Annotated in this window: 23 protein-coding genes; 6 read left to right on the top strand and 17 right to left on the bottom strand. The window is 47.8% G+C overall.

Going from position 1 to position 20502, the window contains the following annotated elements:
* Positions 1-3 precede the first annotated feature (3 nt).
* The 6 genes from NBZ79_RS07955 to NBZ79_RS07930 form a co-directional block, all read right to left on the bottom strand.
* Positions 4-1377, bottom strand: coding sequence for a TRAP transporter large permease (locus tag NBZ79_RS07955; RefSeq protein ID WP_251937182.1), 1374 nt, complete (start codon positions 1375-1377; stop codon positions 4-6).
* Between the two features lie 3 nt (positions 1378-1380).
* On the bottom strand, positions 1381-2061 hold the full coding sequence (locus tag NBZ79_RS07950) for a TRAP transporter small permease (RefSeq protein ID WP_251937180.1): 681 nt from the start codon (positions 2059-2061) through the stop codon (positions 1381-1383).
* A 68-nt stretch (positions 2062-2129) separates the two neighbouring features.
* Positions 2130-3119 (bottom strand): DctP family TRAP transporter solute-binding subunit, encoded by a 990-nt coding sequence (locus NBZ79_RS07945; RefSeq protein WP_420854594.1) that lies wholly within the window; start codon positions 3117-3119, stop codon positions 2130-2132.
* A gap of 186 nt (positions 3120-3305) precedes the next feature.
* Positions 3306-4007: a DUF899 domain-containing protein gene (locus NBZ79_RS07940; RefSeq protein ID WP_251937175.1), complete on the bottom strand. Its 702-nt coding sequence runs from the start codon at positions 4005-4007 to the stop codon at positions 3306-3308.
* 28 nt (positions 4008-4035) lie between these two features.
* Entirely contained in the window at positions 4036-4503 is a 468-nt protein-coding gene (locus NBZ79_RS07935; RefSeq protein ID WP_251937172.1) for an SRPBCC family protein, read from the bottom strand.
* Positions 4500-4871 carry an ArsR/SmtB family transcription factor gene (locus NBZ79_RS07930; protein WP_251937169.1) on the bottom strand — a complete coding sequence of 124 codons (372 nt, stop codon included), beginning with the start codon at positions 4869-4871 and terminating at the stop codon, positions 4500-4502. The genes NBZ79_RS07935 and NBZ79_RS07930 overlap by 4 nt, the downstream gene beginning before the upstream one ends.
* 162 nt (positions 4872-5033) lie before the next feature.
* Between NBZ79_RS07930 and NBZ79_RS07925 the strand changes: the two genes are divergently transcribed.
* Complete coding sequence (locus NBZ79_RS07925; protein WP_251937167.1) at positions 5034-6086, top strand: alcohol dehydrogenase family protein; 1053 nt, start codon at positions 5034-5036, stop codon at positions 6084-6086.
* Positions 6087-6148: 62 nt separating this feature from the next.
* Here the strand turns inward: NBZ79_RS07925 and NBZ79_RS07920 are convergent, their stop codons facing one another.
* The 3 genes from NBZ79_RS07920 to NBZ79_RS07910 all read right to left on the bottom strand — a co-directional run bounded on the left by NBZ79_RS07920 (position 6149) and on the right by NBZ79_RS07910 (position 9697).
* Positions 6149-7108, bottom strand: a complete 960-nt coding sequence (locus tag NBZ79_RS07920) for a ribonucleotide-diphosphate reductase subunit beta (protein ID WP_251937164.1) — start codon at positions 7106-7108, stop codon at positions 6149-6151.
* 47 nt (positions 7109-7155) lie between these two features.
* Complete coding sequence (locus tag NBZ79_RS07915; RefSeq protein WP_420854593.1) at positions 7156-9015, bottom strand: ribonucleoside-diphosphate reductase subunit alpha; 1860 nt, start codon at positions 9013-9015, stop codon at positions 7156-7158.
* Between the two features lie 499 nt (positions 9016-9514).
* A complete protein-coding gene (locus NBZ79_RS07910; protein WP_251937159.1) occupies positions 9515-9697 on the bottom strand; it encodes a YdcH family protein in 183 nt (60 codons plus the stop codon).
* Between the two features lie 135 nt (positions 9698-9832).
* Between NBZ79_RS07910 and NBZ79_RS07905 the strand changes: the two genes are divergently transcribed.
* Positions 9833-10408, top strand: coding sequence for a UbiX family flavin prenyltransferase (locus tag NBZ79_RS07905; protein ID WP_251937156.1), 576 nt, complete (start codon positions 9833-9835; stop codon positions 10406-10408).
* 2 nt (positions 10409-10410) lie between these two features.
* On the opposite strand, the gene NBZ79_RS07900 is transcribed toward NBZ79_RS07905, so the two are convergent.
* The gene (locus tag NBZ79_RS07900) at positions 10411-10989 is read right to left on the bottom strand and encodes a TIGR02444 family protein (protein WP_251937154.1); all 579 of its coding nucleotides are present in this window, start codon (positions 10987-10989) and stop codon (positions 10411-10413) included.
* Between the two features lie 177 nt (positions 10990-11166).
* On the opposite strand from NBZ79_RS07900, the gene NBZ79_RS07895 reads away from it, so the two are divergent.
* Entirely contained in the window at positions 11167-11376 is a 210-nt protein-coding gene (locus NBZ79_RS07895; protein ID WP_251937151.1) for a YdcH family protein, read from the top strand.
* Positions 11377-11413: 37 nt separating this feature from the next.
* On the opposite strand, the gene NBZ79_RS07890 is transcribed toward NBZ79_RS07895, so the two are convergent.
* Positions 11414-12139 (bottom strand): GGDEF domain-containing protein, encoded by a 726-nt coding sequence (locus tag NBZ79_RS07890; RefSeq protein WP_251937148.1) that lies wholly within the window; start codon positions 12137-12139, stop codon positions 11414-11416.
* A gap of 194 nt (positions 12140-12333) precedes the next feature.
* Between NBZ79_RS07890 and purE the strand changes: the two genes are divergently transcribed.
* Both purE and NBZ79_RS07880 read left to right on the top strand, forming a co-directional pair.
* Positions 12334-12825, top strand: coding sequence for a 5-(carboxyamino)imidazole ribonucleotide mutase (gene purE, locus NBZ79_RS07885; protein ID WP_251937146.1), 492 nt, complete (start codon positions 12334-12336; stop codon positions 12823-12825).
* 15 nt (positions 12826-12840) lie between these two features.
* Complete coding sequence (locus NBZ79_RS07880; protein ID WP_251937144.1) at positions 12841-13929, top strand: 5-(carboxyamino)imidazole ribonucleotide synthase; 1089 nt, start codon at positions 12841-12843, stop codon at positions 13927-13929.
* A 10-nt stretch (positions 13930-13939) separates the two neighbouring features.
* On the opposite strand, the gene NBZ79_RS07875 is transcribed toward NBZ79_RS07880, so the two are convergent.
* Both NBZ79_RS07875 and NBZ79_RS07870 read right to left on the bottom strand, forming a co-directional pair.
* Entirely contained in the window at positions 13940-14671 is a 732-nt protein-coding gene (locus NBZ79_RS07875) for an SDR family oxidoreductase (RefSeq protein WP_251937143.1), read from the bottom strand.
* 116 nt (positions 14672-14787) lie between these two features.
* The gene (locus tag NBZ79_RS07870; protein WP_251937142.1) at positions 14788-16398 is read right to left on the bottom strand and encodes a SulP family inorganic anion transporter; all 1611 of its coding nucleotides are present in this window, start codon (positions 16396-16398) and stop codon (positions 14788-14790) included.
* A 167-nt stretch (positions 16399-16565) separates the two neighbouring features.
* On the opposite strand from NBZ79_RS07870, the gene NBZ79_RS07865 reads away from it, so the two are divergent.
* Entirely contained in the window at positions 16566-17783 is a 1218-nt protein-coding gene (locus tag NBZ79_RS07865) for a cytochrome P450 (RefSeq protein WP_251937141.1), read from the top strand.
* Between the two features lie 16 nt (positions 17784-17799).
* Here NBZ79_RS07865 and NBZ79_RS07860 read toward each other — a convergent pair whose 3' ends face one another.
* Genes NBZ79_RS07860 through NBZ79_RS07845 form a run of 4 tightly spaced genes read right to left on the bottom strand, consistent with a single transcriptional unit; the run spans position 17800 to position 20473 of the window.
* Positions 17800-18633, bottom strand: coding sequence for an ester cyclase (locus NBZ79_RS07860; protein WP_251937140.1), 834 nt, complete (start codon positions 18631-18633; stop codon positions 17800-17802).
* A gap of 28 nt (positions 18634-18661) precedes the next feature.
* Positions 18662-19306 carry a glutathione S-transferase family protein gene (locus tag NBZ79_RS07855; RefSeq protein WP_251937139.1) on the bottom strand — a complete coding sequence of 215 codons (645 nt, stop codon included), beginning with the start codon at positions 19304-19306 and terminating at the stop codon, positions 18662-18664.
* Positions 19307-19349: 43 nt separating this feature from the next.
* The gene (locus NBZ79_RS07850) at positions 19350-20000 is read right to left on the bottom strand and encodes a cysteine hydrolase family protein (RefSeq protein WP_251937138.1); all 651 of its coding nucleotides are present in this window, start codon (positions 19998-20000) and stop codon (positions 19350-19352) included.
* Complete coding sequence (locus tag NBZ79_RS07845; RefSeq protein WP_251937137.1) at positions 19991-20473, bottom strand: MarR family winged helix-turn-helix transcriptional regulator; 483 nt, start codon at positions 20471-20473, stop codon at positions 19991-19993. The genes NBZ79_RS07850 and NBZ79_RS07845 overlap by 10 nt, the downstream gene beginning before the upstream one ends.
* Positions 20474-20502: the final 29 nt, after the last annotated feature.

Raw genomic sequence — 20502 nt, 5'->3', positions numbered from 1 at the left:
TCCCTATTTTGTTATTATCTCCGGCCCCATAAAGCTGGTTGGCAGCCATGTCGACAAGGCTGGTATGTATGTGACCAAAATCAAGAAGACGAACAGAATTCCAAGCCAGGGCAACGCCGCTTTCACCACACGCATCATCGGCATTCCGGCAACACCGGACGTTACAAACAGATTCAACCCAACCGGCGGCGTTATCATGCCAATTTCCATGTTCACAACCATGATTATTCCCAGATGAATTGGGTCAATACCTAGTTCTATGGCAATGGGGAAAACCAAAGGTGCAACAATAACGATCAACCCTGAAGGTTCCATGAACTGTCCGCCGACAAGCAGAATAATATTCACCACGATCAAGAAGGACCACCAGCTCAGCCCGGCATCCAACATCGCACCGGCAATATGTTGCGGAATTTGCTCATCGGTCAGGACATGCTTTAATATGAGCGCATTGGCGATAATGAACAATAACGTAATGGTCAGTTTGCCAGCTTCAAACAACGTATCACGCGTATCGGGATGGAAAAACACTGTCACCAAGGCTTGTGGTTTACGGAATATTGAGATCGGCTCCGCGTCTTCACGGTGCAAAGGCCCCATATCCCGGTAGATAAAATTGGCAATAAAAAACGCGTAAACAGATGCTACCGCAGCTGCTTCTGTTGGTGTGAAAACGCCCCCGTAAATTCCACCCAGTATTATTACGATCAGGAACAATCCCCACGCTGCTTCCTTTGCAGAAGAAAAGACCTCGACCCAGCCCAGCCAGTCTCCTTTCGGCAAGTCTTTCCATTTCGCAGCTACATAGATGCCTACCATCAACATAAATCCGGCAAGCAATCCCGGTATCACACCTGCCAGGAACATGCGACCAACAGACACATCGGTCGCCGCCGCATAGACCACCATGACAATCGACGGGGGAATGAGGATGCCAAGAGTTCCAGCGTTACAAATAACACCCGCGGCAAAATCCTTGCTATAGCCAACCTGGCGCATCCCCGCGATTACGATAGTCCCAATTGCAACGACGGTTGCCGGAGAGGATCCAGACAAGGCCGCAAACAACATGCAAGCAAAGACGCCTGCAATGGCCAGACCACCGCTAAAATGTCCGACAAGAGCGATTGAGAAGCGAATGATGCGCTTGGCAACGCCGCCGGTTGACATAAAACTCGAGGCCAGAATGAAAAACGGTATGGCAAGAAGCGTATAATGGCCCGCCATGGCTTCATAGAAAGTTTGCGCAACCGAGGCTAATGAACTTTCAGAAAAGGCGAGGAGAAAAAGGATTGAACTCAGCCCGAGTGCCACAGCAATTGGCACCCCGAACATTAAAAGCCCAATGATCAGGACAAAGAGGAGGACGACTTCCATTTACTAGGTCTCCTCGCCAAGTTTGGCGGCAGCTTCATCAACTGCCTCTTCGGCCTCATGGCTGACGATGATCAATGTCTTGTTGCCAGTCCAGACAGCCCAGCCAGCTTGAAGAAAGCGGAAAAGCAGTAGCGCCATACCAACCGGGAGCATGACATAAGGTATGAGCCGAGGAATTTTTTCGTAAGGTTCACCCTCATTAAACCACACGGCAAAAAACTGGAACATTTCCGGCATGGTGACATCATCCGTCTCATACCAACCTTTTGCCAAAAATTCTTCTTCAAACCCCATAAAGAACCAACGACCTTCGGTTTCCGGCAAGTTGGCATAATTTGCCCAAAAATCCCATCCGCCTTTAAGCAAAAGCAGTGCATAAATTATGCAAAGAACGACGGCAATAAGGGTAAGAGTTTTTCGAACAGGAGCGGAAACGAGATTGACGACAGCATCAACACCCAGATGTGCGGTTATCTTAACGCAATAACTTACGCCCAGTAGAATAAGCCACGCGAAAAGAATTGACGTCACTTCCAATGCCCAGAGAATATTTTCGTTGAAGCCATATCTGGCGACGACATTCACGAATGTAATGATCGTCATCAATCCAAGAATAATGGCGATTAAGGTTTCTTCGAGCTTATCTGTAAATGTTCGTTGTCTATGATGTCCCGTGTTCGCCATAAAGACCCCTCCCACGCTATTGGTAGAAACAGGCCGGCACCCCTCAATACCGGCCTGCCAAAGGTGTCTTAGTTCGTATTGAACTTTTGAGCTGCCATAATATTGTCCTTGCCAACATCACCTTCAAAGCGAGTCCAGACTGGCTTCATTACGTCAACCCACATCTGACGCTGCTCCGCATTTAGTTGACGAACCACACCGCCAGCTTTCATGATTGCGTCTTTTGCATCATTATTCACCGCTGTTGATTCTGCGTTTCTTTTTTCAGTTACTTCCCGCAATATCGTCGTCAACTGTGCCCGGACATCGTCTGGCAAACCATCCCAGAAATCCGTTGAAGTCACGACAAGATAATCGATGATTCCATGGTTAGTTTCCGTCGTTCCGTCCTGGACTTCGAAGAATTTCTTCCCGTAAATGTTTGACCAGGTATTTTCCTGCCCATTTACAACACCAGTCTGCAAGGCACCATATACTTCAGAAAAAGCCATTTTCTGCGGTACAGCGCCCATTGCTTCAATCTCTGCAACCAAAACATCCGAAGACTGCACGCGGAATTTCAAACCCTTGGCATCACCAGGAACCAAAAGCGGCTTGCTCGCAGAAAATTGCTTCATGCCATTATGCCAAAACTCCAGACCGAGCAATCCACGCTTGACCATGGAGGTTTTCATCGCCTGGCCTGTTTCAGAATTCTGGAATGCATCAACCGCATTTACATCCTTGAACATGAAGGGTAAATCGAAGATCCGGAATTTCTTGGTGAATTTCTCAAACTTTGACAAAGAGGGCGCTGCCATCTGAACATCATTATTAAGTAGCGCCTCTAAAACCTTGTTATCATTATACAAGGTGGAATTTGGATACACCTGCATGCAGGCTTTTCCGTTCATTTCATCATTTACACGCTGCTCAAGTAATGTCGCTGCGATGCCTTTTGGATGTTTATCCGTATTTGTAACATGGCTAAATTTAATGACGATTTCGCCCGGGTCACAATTAGCATAGGCTGTCGAACCAGAGGCGATTAATACTGCAGTTGCCGCTGCAACCAACATGGTTTTACGCATTGTCTATTCCTCCCAGAATATAATGTATTTGCCAGTAATTACCGGCTTTTAGCGGGCGATCTTAAAACAAGCACCCCTCGCCTCCATTCTTCACGTATTTGTTTACATTGCAACAAAATCTTGGTGAACCCTATTCACGGGAGTTTATTATATTCTGGTATCGGATCTATATGCCTAGTAGCTGTCATGGAGGCGCAGCCAAGCCATTGTATGATCCAAATTTTGTTCATCACGGCCTTTTGGGACAAGGTCAAGAATGTTATAGGCCGTATTCATCATATCCAGGCCTCGACTATATGTGGAGTAGCTGTGAAAGAGACGTCCTGTTTCATCTTTTGAAAAAACACTGAACCCGGGCAGCTCATCCATGCCAATCGGACCTGATTTGTAGTTATAACTTGCATGTCCACTGGTTCTGTCTTCTTCGGAAAAAGAAACATTATAATCAAAATTGAACCGATTGTTCAGGGACGACACCCAGGGAAACGACCAATCCATGCGTTTTGAAAAGCTGTTGATATTATCCAGTGACGTTCTAGATACAGCCACAAGCGATACATCGCGAGCGGCCAGATGAGCAACAATCCCGTTGTAATTATCCGCCCAAAAAGAACAGCTTTTGCATCCGACGTCCCACTCCGGGCCATACATGAAATGATAGACAACCAGCTGACTATGCCCGCCAAACAGTTGGCTTAGATGCCTTGGTCCGTCATTCGTATCAAATAGATAGTCTTCACTTACTTCCACCCATGGTAACTGTTGGCGCAGTTTACTCAGTTCATCCCGCTGACGCGTAAATTCTTTTTCCTGAGCGAGGAGCGCCTTGCGGCTCTCCAACCATTCTTCGCGACTTACAATTGCGGCAGATGTCATAACAATCTCCTATTTTCAGTATGTTGCTTTACGCAATTACCTCTTCAAGACAATCGAGGCTGCTTGCCCAACCAAAATTATGTGCTTCTGCTGATTGCTTCGTTGGCAGTCCTTCATGGGTCACAACCAGCTCTGTTTTCTGTCCCTTTTCGATAAAATCGAGTGTTACCAGCGTCTCACAATGAAGTCCCTCGGTTCCTTCACAGGATTGATTTTCAAGCAGCCAGGTAAAAGCTAATTGCTTTGGTCGGTTTATGACGGTGTAAACTCCCTGATGTACGATGGGATCACCTTCGGGCGGCTGCATGAGAAAATGATAAGATCCACCAACAACAAGATCAATTTCGGCGTTTGGTAGAGTAAAACCTGATGGCCCGAACCATTGAGCGACTAGCGCCGGGTTTGTCCAGGCATCGAATAAATGGTCCGCCGAGACATGAAAAAGATGAGATAAAGTCAACGTATGCAGTTCTGGCTTCACAGCTTGTATGTTCATTTTTTTCTCTTTCCTTGCTTGGGTTTCGTTTTTGGGTTTGTCGCTTCATTTTCAAGAAACGCCTCCAATGCAGTAAATTTCTCTGTCCAGAAATCCCTGTAATGTTCTATCCAATTCACGGCGGCCTCAAAGGCTTCCGGCTCGAGGCGGCATTGACGCACCCGGCCCTTTTTATGCTGCGAGATGAGATTTGCTCTCGTCAACAACTGGATATGTTTGGAAACTGCGGCAAGCGACATATCGAACGGCGTCGCCAGTTCGCTAACGGACTGCTCACCTCCCGCCAGTTTCTCTAGAATTGCCCGGCGCGTTGGATCAGCCAAAGCCGCAAACGTCGCATCTAATATTTCTGTATTATATTCAACCATATTGTTGAATATATATGCCCTGATTTAATTGTCAACCATTTGGTTGAATATAATCTTTGCAATTACTCAGCAGAAAAGCCAGGCAATCCGCAAATTAAAATATGCAAGCGTTATTACCTGTGAGAATATTCCACGAGGTACAAATGCAATAGGGTTAATTTAATGACCGACTTACCAGCCAAAATGACTGGCGTTCTCATGACAGGACATGGTGGTCCTGAGAAACTTGAGTATCGTACAGATATTCCGCTTCCAAAAATTGGGAATCGGGATGTATTGATACGGGTTGGTGCTGCCGGTGTGAATAATACGGATATTAATACACGAATTGGATGGTACGCAAAAACTGAAGGTAATACGGAGGATGCAAGCTGGTCCGGTGAAGCTCTTAAGTTTCCAAGAATACAAGGGGCCGATGTTGCCGGGAAAATTGTCGCTGTAGGGTCCGAGGTAAACGAGAGCCGCATTGGCGATCGCGTTCTCATTGAGCCCTGCTTAACAGAAGTTGATGGTCAACGGCCACCTCACCCCTGGTATTTCGGGTCTGAATGTAACGGTGGATTTGCTCAATTTACTGTCGTGGCTGACGGTCATGCCTGCAAGATTGACAGTGACTATAGTGATGTGGAGCTTGCGTCTTTTCCTTGCTCATACTCAACCGCTGAAAACATGCTAACAAGGACATCCACTGCCGCTGGTGACAGGGTTCTCGTAACCGGTGCATCTGGGGGTGTCGGATCTGCGGCCGTTCAATTGGCAAAAGCCCGCGGTGCAGAAGTAGTTGCTGTTACCAGCCCCGCCAAATCCGAAGAGCTGATAGCATTGGGAGCAACACAGACAATTGGGCGTAACGAAAACCTGAGAGATGCCCTTGGTGAAAACAGTATTGATGTGGTTATTGATTTGGTTGCTGGTCCCACTTGGCCAAACCTGCTGAATATTCTTCGCCCATTTGGACGGTATGCCGTCGCTGGCGCCATCGCTGGACCCTTGGTCGAATTGGATGTCAGGACCTTGTATCTTAAAGACCTGAGTTTCTTTGGCTGTACGGTTTTGGCACCAAATGTCTTTGGCAATCTCATTCATCTCATCGAAACCGGTGCAATAAAACCCCTTGTCGCAGAAGTTTTTCCATTGGCAAAAATAAATGAGGCGCAATCAGTATTTCAAACGAAAAAACATACGGGGAAAATAGTTCTTCAAATCCCGGACTAGAAAGCTACCTTTCCTATTCCATTGAAAAAATATGCAGGAAATATAACGCCCAAGAAAGAAAATCAGTTAAAGGCGTCTTCCCAGCTGCCTTGAGTAGCGGCCTTTGAATATTCAGTCGCCCGATTTTCAAAGAAATTTGTATGCTCAACCGCATTTAGAATACTGTCGAGCCAAGGCAACGGGTTTTTCTCAATGAGATAGATGGGATTCAATCCAAGCTGCCCCAGACGTCGATCCGCAATATACCGGATGTACCCTTTAATCTCATCTGCAGTTAGCCCTTCAATATCGCCCTCACCGAAAGCCAGATCGATAAACGCATCTTCATGATGAACGATCTCACGGCAAGTTGCATATAAATCCTGCTGGAATTCGTCAGTCCAGATTTCTGGGTTTTCTGAAACGAAAGTCTTGAATAACTTGATGATGGAATTGCAATGCAATGTTTCATCGCGGACGGACCAGGTTACAATCTGCCCCATCCCCTTCATTTTCCCCGTCCGCGGAAAGTTAAGGAGAATTGCAAAACTGGCAAATAACTGCAAACCTTCAGTGAAAGCACCGAATACTGCCAGAGTCTTGGCTATGTCCGTATTATTTTCAACATTAAACTGCTGCATGAAGTCATACTTGTCCTTCATTTCCTTATAATGAAGAAAAGCAGAATATTCCGATTCCGGCATACCGATTGTATCCAGTAAATGGGAATAAGCAGCAATATGCACCGTCTCCATATTGGAAAAGGCTGCCAGCATCATCTGAACTTCTGTCGGCTTAAACACACGGGTATAGTGCCGCATATAACAGTTATTCACTTCGATATCCGACTGTGTGAAAAACCGGAAAATCTGAGTCAGCAAATGCTGCTCTGACTTCGTGAGATTATTGTGCCAATCCTTGACATCATCCGCCAGTGGAACTTCTTCGGGTAACCAGTGAATTTGCTGCTGCATCAACCAGGCATCATAACACCAGGGATAGGAAAATGGCTTGTAGACCGGTTTTGCGTCAAGCAACGACATGGGCAGACTCAATCAATAAAAAAGATCAAAAAAGGAACGCTAGCCTGCTACTGGCAAGCCAGGCATTCTTCATAATCGGTGGTCTCACCGACATTTACAAGGGACGATTTAGCGGCAATCGCAAGACTGTTTGCCAGCTCGGTAAGCTCCGCCGGCAATTCTTCTTTCGTAGCAACCACTTCCGCACGTTGTATGGATTTAGACCGGCAATAATAAAGGCTTTTTACGCCTTGTTTCCAGGCCTGGAAATGTATCTGATGCAAATCCCGTTTGTGAACATCAGCAGGTAGAAAAATATTTACAGATTGAGATTGATCAATCATCGGCGTGCGGTCCGCGGCCAACTCGATAATCCACCTCTGATCAAGCTCAAACGCTGTTTTAAACACATCTTTTTCATGATCATCAAGAAAATCCAGATGCTGCACAGATCCCTCGCTCACCGTGATGGAGCTCCAGATATCCTCGTTATCATGGCCCTTTTCAGCCAGCAGTGCTTTCAAATGCGGATTGCGAACGTTAAAGGATCCAGACAATGTTTTATGTGTATAGCTATTCGCGGCAGCAGGCTCAATTCCCGGGCTCGCGCCTCCACATATTATGGATATTGAAGCCGTCGGCGCAATCGCCGTCTTATTGGAAAACCGCTCATTAAATCCGTAATCCGCCGCATCGGGACAAGCACCGCGAAGATCAGCCAGCGATTTTGAAGCCGCGTCAACGCCCTCTTGAATATGGCTGAATATCTTGTTGTTCCAAACTTTCGCCATAACGGACTCCAGAGGAACCCGTTTTGCTTGTAAGAAAGAATGAAAACCCATCACACCGAGGCCAACACTGCGTTCACGCATGGCAGCATATTTTGCCCGCTCCATTTCGTCTGGTGCCCTATCAATGAAATCCTGCAATACATTATCCAGAAACAGCATAATATCTTCAATGAAGCCGTCCTGGGACTCCCATTGGTCATACTTTTCCAGATTAAGAGAGGAGAGGCAGCAAACCGCTGTTCGATCATTTCCTAAATGGTCAATGCCCGTCGGCAGCGTTATTTCAGCACAAAGATTAGATGTTTTCACTGACAAGCCGGCCAGTTTGTGATGCTCCGGTACGAGACTGTTTACCCGATCATTGAAAATGATATAAGGCTCTCCCGTTTCCACACGCGCCGTCAAAATCCGGATCCACAAACTACGGGCACTTACAGTTCTAACAACCGCGTCATCTTTCGGGCTTGTTAATCCCCATTCACCATCTTCCTCGACAGCGCGCATAAACGCATCAGAGACAAGTATGCCGTGATGGAGGTTGGGTGTTTTCCTGTTAGGATCGCCTCCTGTTGGGCGGCGAATTTCGACAAATTCTTCAATTTCCGGATGCGACACAGGAAGATAAACCGCTGCTGACCCGCGGCGCAGGCTGCCCTGACTGATGGCCAAGGTCAGACTGTCCATAACCCGCATAAACGGGACGACCCCCGAGGTTTTGCCAACAGCGCCAACGCCTTCGCCGATCGACCGCAAATTCCCCCAATAGCTGCCAATGCCGCCGCCTTTTGAGGCCAGCCATACGTTTTCCGTCCACAAATCTACAATACCTTTCAGGCTATCGTTGGATTCGTTCAAAAAGCATGAAATCGGAAGCCCCCGGGACGACCCCCCATTGCTCAAAACGGGGGTGGACGGCATAAACCAAAGTTTGCTGATATATTCATAGATCCGCTGGGCATGTGCGTCCCCTTCACCGTAAGCACTGGCAACACGGCCAAACAGATCCTGAAAGCTTTCCTCAGGAAGCAAATACCGGTCGGTCAACACGGCCTTGCCAAAATCCGTCAAATACTTGTCACGGCTATGATCAATATGAACACGTGCACCGCCTTTGACCTGAACGATGTCTGTCAGCATATCAACCGTATCAAGCATCCAACTTTCCCCTTCTTCTCAACTTTTCATTCCTGACCAAAACTTGGTCAAATATTTCAATAGTACTGCCACATTTTTGCAATAATCACATGCTAGACAGTGTGAACTTCCCGAATATTGCGTAAAATCGCTATTTTGGGCTTCTTTAGTGAGCCTTTAACGTCCCCGAATTCGAGAATAGCCACTACATATTGTATAATTGCTGTTTCCACGTCAACAACTTGTGGGAATACTTTATAAAAAATATTTCTTGACGAATCGATAAAGCTGAATTTTGGTCCGATTCAGAATCTCTACAGGTATTTCACGTCAGGGACCTTTCAGAGATGCCACTTGGAAAATGGAATTATTCTTTAGTTTGGTCGCGTATATTTTTTATTTTTAGGGAGCCCTTATGCGGCAAATCAAAAGGCGCTGAATTGATTTTTCAGCGCCTCGTACGTTAAGCTCGTCTTATAATCCTAATGATAAGCCAAATTTCCTAATGGGCTGATTCAGATAATAAAGACAAACTCGATATTTTTTCCTTTATCCTGAGTTTCTCTCGCTTCAGGTGACTAATTTGCACGTGATCTGCAGACGGGCTGGCCATTTCAGTCTGAATCTTTTGTTCAATCTGGTTATGTTTTTCAGTCAGCTGTGAAACATGGTCTGCTGTGCTCATAGTATATCTCCTCAAGCTAAAAAAGACAGGACGCCGGCGTACCAGCGATGGACAACTCCATGTTACAGATTTATGAAGCAACATGATATGATTCAATAGCTCATATCCTTTTATTTTTTGAGAAAGTTGGACGAAATGACGGAAACCAAAAAAGTCATAATAGGTATTAGCGGCGCGTCCGGCGCCCAATATGGCATTCGTCTACTGGAAGCCTGTCAGAGCCTGGATCTGGAAACTCATTTGGTCATCAGCAAAGCAGGCGAAATCACTATTACTCAGGAAACAGAATCTTCTGTTGCTGACGTCAAAGCTTTAGCGACAGAAAGCCATAATTCCATGAATATTGGCGCGAGCATTGCTTCCGGTTCTTTTCAAACGAGTGGTATGATCATTGTACCCTGTTCTATCCGTTCGATGTCCGAAGTTGCTACCGGAGTAACCAGCAGTCTGCTGACCCGTGCAGCAGATGTTACATTAAAAGAACGACGTAAGCTTGTTATAGCAATTAGGGAAACGCCTCTTCATACAGGTCATCTTAGAACCATGACGCAGCTTTCCGAAATGGGGGCGATCATTGCGCCACCAGTTCCAGCATTTTACACACACCCACAATCTGTTGACGATATTGTCACTCAATTTGCCGGACATGCCTTAAATTTGCTGGGGGTGGAGAATTCATTGTCCAAACAATGGAAAGGATTGGGCGGATAGAATTACGCAGCAATCAATGGATAAAATAAATCCGTATATTTTGGATTTGCAGCAGGAAAAGATTCCTGCCATATGACCAACAAGGCTGAGCGATCTTCGTTATCAATATCTTCGATCATCCGGTCCAGATAAACCAGTAGATTAGTGGCAGCTTCCTGCCCCCGCTCTTGCATATCAAAGGAGCCTGTTGCCGGCCGCACAACAATCTCGCTCAATATCTGAATTTCCATATGCTCGGAGTAAAGTTCACTTTCCGAAACAACGCGTGCCAGTTCGGCACCAAGTCGGCCATCGGCGGGCGCAATCGGTCCTTTTAGAAACCGCCGCACATGACGCAGAGGACCAACCACCTGAGATTGCCAGATGATGCCGGCATCAATTCCGATCGTCATTTCATCCTCGGTCAGAATACCGCGCCCACTTGCAGCAACCCAGATACAAAAAAGAATCAAATTCACATCCAGCCCGCGTCGATCCTGAAGACTGAGACAGGCCTCCTCGACTTCTCGCGAGCTATAAAGCTTCGTTGCAAAATCCCACAACTGGCTTGGGGGAAATGACGCTGAATTATATATGGCCAAAATTATAAACTCCTAAAGAGCGATCGGAAATGAATAATCGCCGCACATAACGTGCTGAGGCTAGGCTTATATCCTGAAAAGTGCTAAAATAATGTTGATGTTCATGCTATTCGCAAGGAAGTCTAGCATAACCTTTACCTACGCAGGAAAATTCGTTGCTGGAGCAGCTGTAAATACATGTCAGAAATAGACGAATATGAGCAACTTAAAACGCGCCTGGCCCACTTAAAAGCGGAGCATAGCGATCTCGACTTAGCTATCGATGCTTTAATTTTATCGGGTAATTACAATACATTGCAGCTTCAACGTCTCAAAAAACGTAAATTGGTATTGAAAGATCAGATCTTTTCCACGGAAAATGCGCTGCTTCCAGATATTATAGCTTAACTTTTACGACAGCTCCCGAATCTCAGAAGCTTGTTTCTCAGGAAATATCTGCCTTTTTATTTTCATACATGGCAGCATCTGCGGCATTGAGCGCCTGCTCTGCATTGCTTCCCGATTGGATCGGCACGACCCCTGAAGACAATCCGACCGTCAGGGTTTCATCGTTCCAGACAATCGGCTGCTGTTGAAATAAAACGGGAATACGGTTTATCAATATGCGGGCGCTCTCCACGTCCGTGCGAGAAAGGATAAGGCCGAACTCATCGCCACCTAACCGCCCGACAATATCTGTATCCCGAACACTTTCAACTAACCGTTTGGCCACCTGGGAAAGAACCGCATCCCCGGCTTCATGTCCCAAATTGTCGTTGATTGCCTTAAACTTGTTCAGATCGATATAAACCAGGCTCGCTTCAGTCTTGTACCGCTCGACCGAGGCCTGAACGCGCGTGAGTTCGCGGACAAAAGCTCTCCGGTTATAAATGGGAAGCAAAGGATCTTGATCTGCCAACTGTTCCGTATCGTTAAGGCGGCGATTAACCTGACCCAGTGATTGCCGTAAATTATCCACTTCTGCCATCAGTGACATAATCGCATCGCGAACACGAGGGGTCAGCTCTTCTTCGGGAATGCCCATGATGGATGTAGTGTCGTTGATTTCACGCGGCAACGAAACAGATGACGGCGTGCTTTGTACACCTGATTTGGCGGCTCTGCCCGAACGGTCAGTCGCGCGTGGTGCGCTTGTTGAGCTAATTTTCACGAATACACCTAACTGCTACAAACCCAATACCGAATTGAAGAATACGGTATTTAAAATTAAAACTCAAAAGAATCTATTATAAAAATATGATTTAAAATCTACTTAAATGTTATGGAACGCTTTACTTGCGTCTTTTTAAAGCTCGCCTATAATCCGCTCCTTCAAAAACAGCCACTTACAACGGAAAGTTTTCAATGACTAAGCAAGACATTTGCATCGGCATTATCATGGGGAGCCAATCGGATTGGGAGATCATGAACAATGCTGCCGAAACTTTGACAGCATTGGAAATTCCGTTCGAAACGAAAATCGTTTCTGCCCACCGGACACCTGACCGCCTCTATGAATATGCAAAAGGCGCAAAAGACCGGGGTATCAAAGTCATTATTGCCGGTGCTGGCGGCGCTGCGCATTTACCAGGCATGGCAGCCTCAATGACATCTCTGCCCGTCCTCGGCGTCCCTATTGAAAGCAAGGCGTTAAAGGGAATGGATAGTCTGTTATCTATTGTACAGATGCCAGGTGGCGTTCCAGTCGGGACGTTAGCCATTGGCAAAGCTGGCGCTATAAACGCCGCACTGCTCGCTGCGCAAATTCTCGCGCTCGAAAATGAAACATTTGCCCGGGCCGTTAGTATCTGGCGAGAGCAACAAACTCTCTCTGTTGCAGAAGAACCCAGTTCCTAATCGTAAGGATTTTCCATGACATTGATCGCACCTGGCGGACATATCGGTATACTTGGGGATGGCCAACTCGGCCGGATGATGGCACTTGCTGCCGCGGAGATGGGGTATTTTGTTCACATATTCGGGCAGGAAGAAAACAGTCCTGCCGCCCAAGTGGCTCATCGGTCGACGATCGCAAGGTATGATGACAAAATTGCCTTGCAAGCTTTCGCCAATTCCGTAGATGTGATTACACTGGAATTTGAAAATATTCCCACTGACACCATTACTTTCCTCAATGATTTTGTACCGGTCCGTCCCAGTCGGAAGGTATTAGAGGTTACCCAAGATCGTTTGTTGGAGAAAAGTTTTGTCAATAATCTTGGTATTGGTACCGCTCCGTTTGCCAATGTCGAAAGTATCGAAGAACTTACAAACGCAGTTCAACAAATCGGGACACCAGCAATTTTGAAAACACGGCGTCTTGGTTATGACGGCAAAGGTCAAACCAAGATAGATCATGCGAGTAAAATTGATACAGCCTGGGCCGAAATGAAAGATGCCCCCTCTATTTTAGAAGGTTTTGTCAATTTCCGGCTGGAAATCTCCGTCATTGTAGCGCGCAGTGCCAGCGGCGATATCAAAACATATATTCCTGTCGAAAACCGCCATAAAAACCATATTCTGGATATCACGCTGGCACCAGCGGATATTTCAAATGCTGTGACCAAACGAGCGAAAGAAATTGCCCATACGATCGCAGCAAAAATCAACCTTATCGGGCTTCTCGCCGTCGAAATGTTTGTCACGGCTGACGAGGATGTTCTGGTCAACGAGCTTGCGCCACGCCCTCACAATTCTGGCCATTGGACAATCGAGGCTTGCGCAACTAGCCAGTTTCAGCAAATCATTCGGGCAGTTTGCGGATTACCGCTCGGGGATCCGGCTCGTCATTCCAATGCGACCATGATAAATCTGATTGGCGACGACATTGAACGATGGTCTGACATCATGGATGACGCAAAAAACAGCCTTCACCTATATGGCAAAGCAGAATCGCGTACTGGCCGTAAAATGGGTCATGTGACAAAACTTTTTCCACTTCCGGAAAAACCGACCATTTAACAGTGTAGATTTACGCCCATCCACCCGCGAAGTAGAGCACCTGCCCGGTAATGAAGTTGGATTTATCTGATGCCAGAAACACCAGGTAATCGCCCGCTTCTTCACGTTTTCCCAAACGACCCAAAGGAATTTGCGCTGTAATCTTCTTGTAAGCCGCCTCATTCTCAATGATCTCTTTCGGAAAATATGTCGGGCTTTCAACAAAGTTTGGGGCGAGCGCATTAACCTGAATATTATGCCGGCCAAGTTCCTTGGCCAAGGTTTGAGCCAGAGCATTGGTTCCGCCTCTCGCTGCCACATACATGGAATAATTGGGTATGCCATGTTTTGGGGCCGCCGAAGAAACAAAAATGATTTTGCCTTGCGACGCCGCTTTCATATGTTTTGAGGCGACTTTGGCATATCTGAAGCCGCGCACCATCAATGCTTCAATTGTTTCCCGGAAATCATCAATACTCGCGTCGTCAATCGCTGCTTTCAGGGCCGGAAATGCATCATTATTAATCATGACATCCAGACGGCCTTCCGCGGTGATAACCTTTTCAACAATAGCCTCAGGCTCCTGTAGGGAAAGCGCTGTGGCACCAGGCACTTCTGTTTCGAAAGCAGCACGGCTGTCAGCATCTGAAAATGCAGCGTCCTGGGCGTAAATTTTGGCGCCTTCGGTAGCCATCGCCTTCGAGCCAGGAATTCCCAGGAAATGCGTGGCGTCTGTGATCAGGATAACTTTATTTTTTAGCATTATTTTTGTCCCGAATAGATGGGGCCAGTTTATTCCAGTCCCGTTATTTTAATTCAGAACTCAGAATACGGACTCAATTGAGAAAGGCAAGGTGGATCCTTATCGGCCCATCTGGCTCAATGCCCGCCGCCCATTGGACCGGTTTTGATTGAATATTCCACGGCCAGCCCATAGTCAGGGTCATCATTAGAATCAACCATCAACTGACCGGCACGATGGAGTAACCGATGGCAATCCCGGGACAAGTGCCGCAATTGAAGCGATTTGCCCTGGGCTTCGTATTTTAGCGCCAAAGCTTCTATGGCCTGGAGTGCAGACTGATCAACAACGCGGCTATCCAGAAAATCAACAATCACCAGGTCAGGATCAGATTTGGGGTCAAAAATTTCACCAAAACCATCTGCTGAGCCGAAGAACAACGGTCCTTCGATACGATACACTTTCGCGCCCTCCTCGTTTACTTCTGCTTTGGCCTGAATGCGGGTCGCATTGTTCCAGGCGTATGTAAGCGCAGAAACAATGACCCCGACAACAACGGCAATGGCAAGGTCGCTCAATACCGTCACCGCGGTGACAAGAACAATGACCAGGGCATCGGACATTGGAATACGCTGCATGATCCGAAAACTCTGCCAGGCAAAGGTCCCGATAACCACCATGAACATCACACCAACCAGCGCTGCAAGCGGAATTTGCTCGATCAAACCGGAGGCAAACAAAATAAATGCCAGCAAAAACAAGGCTGCGGAGATACCGGACAATCTTGTCCGTCCGCCCGATTTCATATTAATCATGGATTGACCGATCATGGCGCAACCGCCTATACCGCCGAAAAACCCGGTTACCGTATTGGCGACACCCTGCGCAACACATTCCTGCGATGCTCCGCCGCGCTTTCCAGTGATCTCGCCAACCAAATTCAATGTCAGCAGGCTTTCAATCAATCCAATGGCCGCCAAGATCAAGGCGAAGGGAAAGATGATTTTTAACGTTTCCAGCGTCAGGGGCACCATGGGAATATGAAAGGCGGGCAAGCCTCCCTGAATGGAGGCCAAATCTCCAACGCGTGGGACATCTATTCCAAAGACAATGACGATCACGGCAACAATACCAATACCTGCAAGTGGTGCAGGAATGGCTGATGTCATCTTTGGAAACAGCCATATAATTGCCATGGTCAAGGCCACGAGGCCCAGCATAATTGCCAACGGCATCCCCGTCATCCAGACTTTGTCGCCGTTCGCGTCCAGGATTTGAAACTGCGTCAGCTGCGCCATAAAAATAACAATTGCGAGACCATTTACGAAACCCAGCATCACCGGATGCGGTACCAGACGGATGAATTTCCCCAGTCGAAAGATGCCTGAAAGTATTTGCAAAATACCCATCAACACGACGGTAGCGAACAGATACTCGACCCCATGCAAAGCAACCAGCGACACCATGACCACGGCGAGGGCACCCGTGGCCCCTGAGATCATACCGGCACGCCCTCCGATAACAGCTGTAATTAAACCGACAATAAAAGCCGCATAGAGACCGACAAGCGGATGAACACCCGCGACAAAGGCAAAGGCCACAGCCTCCGGTACCAAAGCGAGAGCAACCGTCAAGCCGGAAAGTAATTCTATTTTCACGCGGTTCGGCGTAAATTTCATCAGATCGCCTGAATTCCGGCCCGTACGGGTCAATCGGTCAGCAAAGGCGGCAAGCGTTGGCTTGATCAAAGAGCAATTCCATTTTTCGGAGGGTTAATTAGAGGCTCTTCATAGACTAAACTATACGTTAAGCAAAGCACTTGTTGTGCAGCGCAGCACAGATGTCAAAAAAATTGACAATAGGCGGCAGGAACGACATCCTCTTGTAAAAATAATAAGCTCGAAGGGATCCGGTTATGACTCTTATCGAAGGCCATCGACCCATAGAGCCGCCGCAAGGCGTCTCTGTCTGGGACATCGATCCCTATGACGCGGCTATTTTGACAGATCCAACGGACTATTATCAAGAGTTGCGGGCCCGGGGACCTTTGGTTTACATCCCGAAATACCAATTCCTCTGTTGCGGCCGATATGCGGAAATCAAGACCATATTTAATGACTGGGAAAGATTTGTCTCGTCTCGCGGTGTCGGTCTGCAGGATTTTAAACTGGATAAGCCCTGGCGGCCACCAAGCATTATACTGGAAGTTGACCCGCCGGATCATACGAAAACGCGCACGGTTATGGCCCGCGCCATGTCCCCCCGCGCCGTAAAACAATTAAAGGACTACTTCCAACGCACTGCTGATAACCTGATTGACCAGCTGCTGCTGGAAGACAGCTTTGACGCAGTCGCAGATCTGGCAGAAGCCTTTCCGACCACAGTGTTTCCTGAAGCAGTTGGTTTGCGTGAAGTAAATCGCCAGCATTTGATCAATTACGGCGCAATGGTTTTCAATGCGCTCGGCCCCGACAATGCATTGCGGCAAAGGTCTTTGGCAATGGGGCCCGATATTGTGCCATGGATAACGGAGCAATGCAGTCGGGAAAATCTGAAACCTGATGGACTGGGGGCAACAATTTACGCCAGCGCCGACAATGGTGATATTACTGAAGACGAAGCTGGCATGCTCGTGCGGTCCCTGTTATCGGCTGGTGTCGATACGACCGTCACAGGAATTGGAAATGCGTTATGGGCACTTGCGTCGCATCCGGAAGAATTCGAAAAACTGAAAGCAGATCCCTCTCTGGCGCGTCCGGCTTTTGAAGAATCTTTGAGATATACGTCCCCGATACACACTTTCTGCCGGACTGCCAATCAGGATACCAGCATTTCTGGCGCAGAAATCAAGGAAGGGACAAAACTTATCTGTTCCCTTGGTGCCGCTAACCTGGACGAGGATCATTGGCCAAATGCTGATCATTTCGATATCAACCGGCGCCCAACAGGGCATTTGGCACTAGGCACCGGTATTCATGGTTGCGTTGGGCAAAATATTGCCCGCGCCGAAGCGGAAGCGATTTTAACGGCAATCGCTCTTAAGGTGGATAAAATCCAGGCAAGGGGAGATGCGATCTGGCGCCCCAATAATTCCATTCACGGCTTGGACCGATTTCCCTTAAGTTTTACCTGAGGGCATCCGCCAAATTTTAGCTGTCAGGCGCGCTCGCGCCATGGGCAATCTGATGGTTATATGCCGCACTGTCATAATAACCGCGAGAATCAACTATCAGGCCATCTGCGCCCAGCTGCCAAATTTCAAAGCCGCTGATGTTAATCCTGTTCCCTGTTTCACTATGGGTGCCGCGCAACGTCCAGCTATACACTGCCAGGTCATCCTGGACGAACAGGTCCTCCATTAATAGCTCCAGATCCGGAACAGCCGTAATGAAGCTTTGAGTATTCTCTTCAATACCCGCCCGGCCAACAGCTGGAATCCCCGCATTTATTACCCGTGTGGCTTTGGCCGCGAAAAGGCTGGCGACCCCGGCAGCATCATGGTCGCACCAGGCTTTTGTCATGGCCTTGGCAAAAACACGGACCTGATCTTTGTTCATGGGCGACGGGGTGTCGATACCGATTTGCGCCAGAAATTCCGCCGTCGCTACTCTGGATTCCTGATGAGTGATTTTACCGGATATATCAAATGTCACAAGATCGGCACCGACAAATGAGATCGCCCGGCCTGTTGCCGCTATATTCTGCCAAGGTCCTGAATGCGTTCCTGTAATTTGCCATTCCACCAGGGCGGTCGGGCCATCAAATGCGACGGCATTGTTAGTCGTCAATTTTGCATCGGGCACCGCGACGAAGAATTCTTCCAACAAGGATTTCAGGCCATCTCCGTTTTTAAATGATGAACCGTCCCCTCGCCGCAGGATAAATGAAGGGACGGCAGCAGAGAGTAGTATAGGCACGTCATGTCGATTGAAATCGTCGACAAAGGACCGGATCCAGGTCAGCTTTTCCGGGTTTTTCGGCATGCTTTATACTCTCTTTACCCTAAACCGTTTACGTCGCTTCGCTTGCGGCCGGACCGTAAGAATAGGTACCGCCTTTTTCCAATGCTTTTAAATATGCCGGCCGCATCTGCATCCGGTCAACAAAGGATTTAAGATGTGGCAAAAGATCCAGCGCTCCTCGGGCCTTGGCGGCTTCCAACGGAAAGGACATCATGATATCGGCGCCCGTCAGCTCAGTCCCGACAAAAAATTCCTTACCCGCCATTTGGTCATTCATAAAGCTAAAATGGTTGGCAGTTTCACTGTCGATGCGAGGCATCAGGGGTTCAGCCGCGTCACCGAGACGGCTGGTGTAGAGGCGTAACAACAATGGCAACATGGCCGAGCCTTCAGCGTAATGCATCCATTCCTGATATTTTACGAATTCAGCAGTATCCTTGGCCGGCGCCAATTTACCGTTTCCATATTGACGGATCAGATATTCGGTAATCGCCCCGGATTCATGGATCAGAAGATCGCCATCCGTCAACACAGGTGATTTTCCCAATGGATGTATGGCGTTCAGTTCAGGGGGTGCCAAACGCGTTATTGCATCGCGTTCATATGCGACAATTTCATAGTCGAGCGCCAGCTCTTCCAATAACCATAAAATACGTTGAGAGCGGGAATCATTCAGGTGGTGGAGGGTAATCATTTGAACAGGCCTATTGTTGATTTTTATTAATTGAAATCGGATCTTATAGACTGTTGAGCTGAACACCAAGCCCTGCGAGACGCTGTTTTTGTTTTTCCCATGTTTTAAGTGAAGATGAAAGAACGGCAGGGTAGATTACATCAACATCATAACCGCGATTGACTGCGCCTTCAGCTGTATTCTTGACGCAGTAATTCCCATCCAGTCCAGCCAGCTTTACATGTCCGATCCGATGACTGTCCAACATTGCGTTCAGTGCCGGTGACGAAAAGGCATCGCCAATATGCTTGGTAAAATCTGCATCAGCGACGAAAGTCAGCCTGTCATCGAGATCAAGGCCAGCGGAGCCTGTAGCGCCTCGTCCCTGCCCTAAAAGCCGCACCAGAAGACTGGTATAACCGGGCGCGAATATCTGCCGGATCGTGATAACCGGCTGCCCTGCCTTTTTTGCGTCCGCCGCCAATGTATTTATCAGGGCAATTCGATCTTCCAGATATTCCGTGTCCCAGGCCTTCTCGCCGGTCAAATGTGTAAAATCCTTTTGCATATCGATGATCAGTAAAGCGGTATTGGGGCGCTGGCTGCGATCAATTTTTTCGCCTGAGGTTGCAACCCCGATCCGATGCATTCCGTACAATGTGTAAATAGCCCCTGCCACAAGGGCACAGGCAAGGGTGCCAAGAATTATCCACATGGCTCCTCTCCCTCCTTCTGCTCACCAAGGTTTGCGAACCAGTCGGTCAAGCCCAACTGTATACGGTGGTGACAGCTTATTTCCGCTTCCGTAAACTGATTGGCAAAATCCTGCACCAGTGCCATTTCCCGGGCTCTGATTAGGGATATGGCCTTAAAACCCTTTTCAGTCAGTTTAAAAAAATGGGCTCTCACATGGGCCGGATTGGGCTCGGTTTGCACCAGTTCAAGAAACTTTGCCTCACTCAGCATTCTAGCGACAAACTGACGCTTCAATTGCAGGATTTCTGTTATTTGGGGTCCGGTGAGCCGCCGGTCCGGCATCATCACTTCCAGTACCGCCCGTTGACCGACACTGACACCTGCATCGCGGGACATCGCATCGACGCTCGCCGTGATATGCCGCAACAAAGGGCGGGTCAATTGAATTGCTTCATACAAAGTATCAGCAGCGGATTTCGGTGTATTGTCCATGCCGCTTTATAGGCATTCAGCAGTTATTT

Source organism: Sneathiella marina, from assembly GCF_023746535.1.
GTDB classification, from domain to species: domain Bacteria; phylum Pseudomonadota; class Alphaproteobacteria; order Sneathiellales; family Sneathiellaceae; genus Sneathiella; species Sneathiella marina.
Note: the sequence above shows the minus strand (reverse complement) of the source record. Positions and strands in the feature narration are given on the sequence as shown.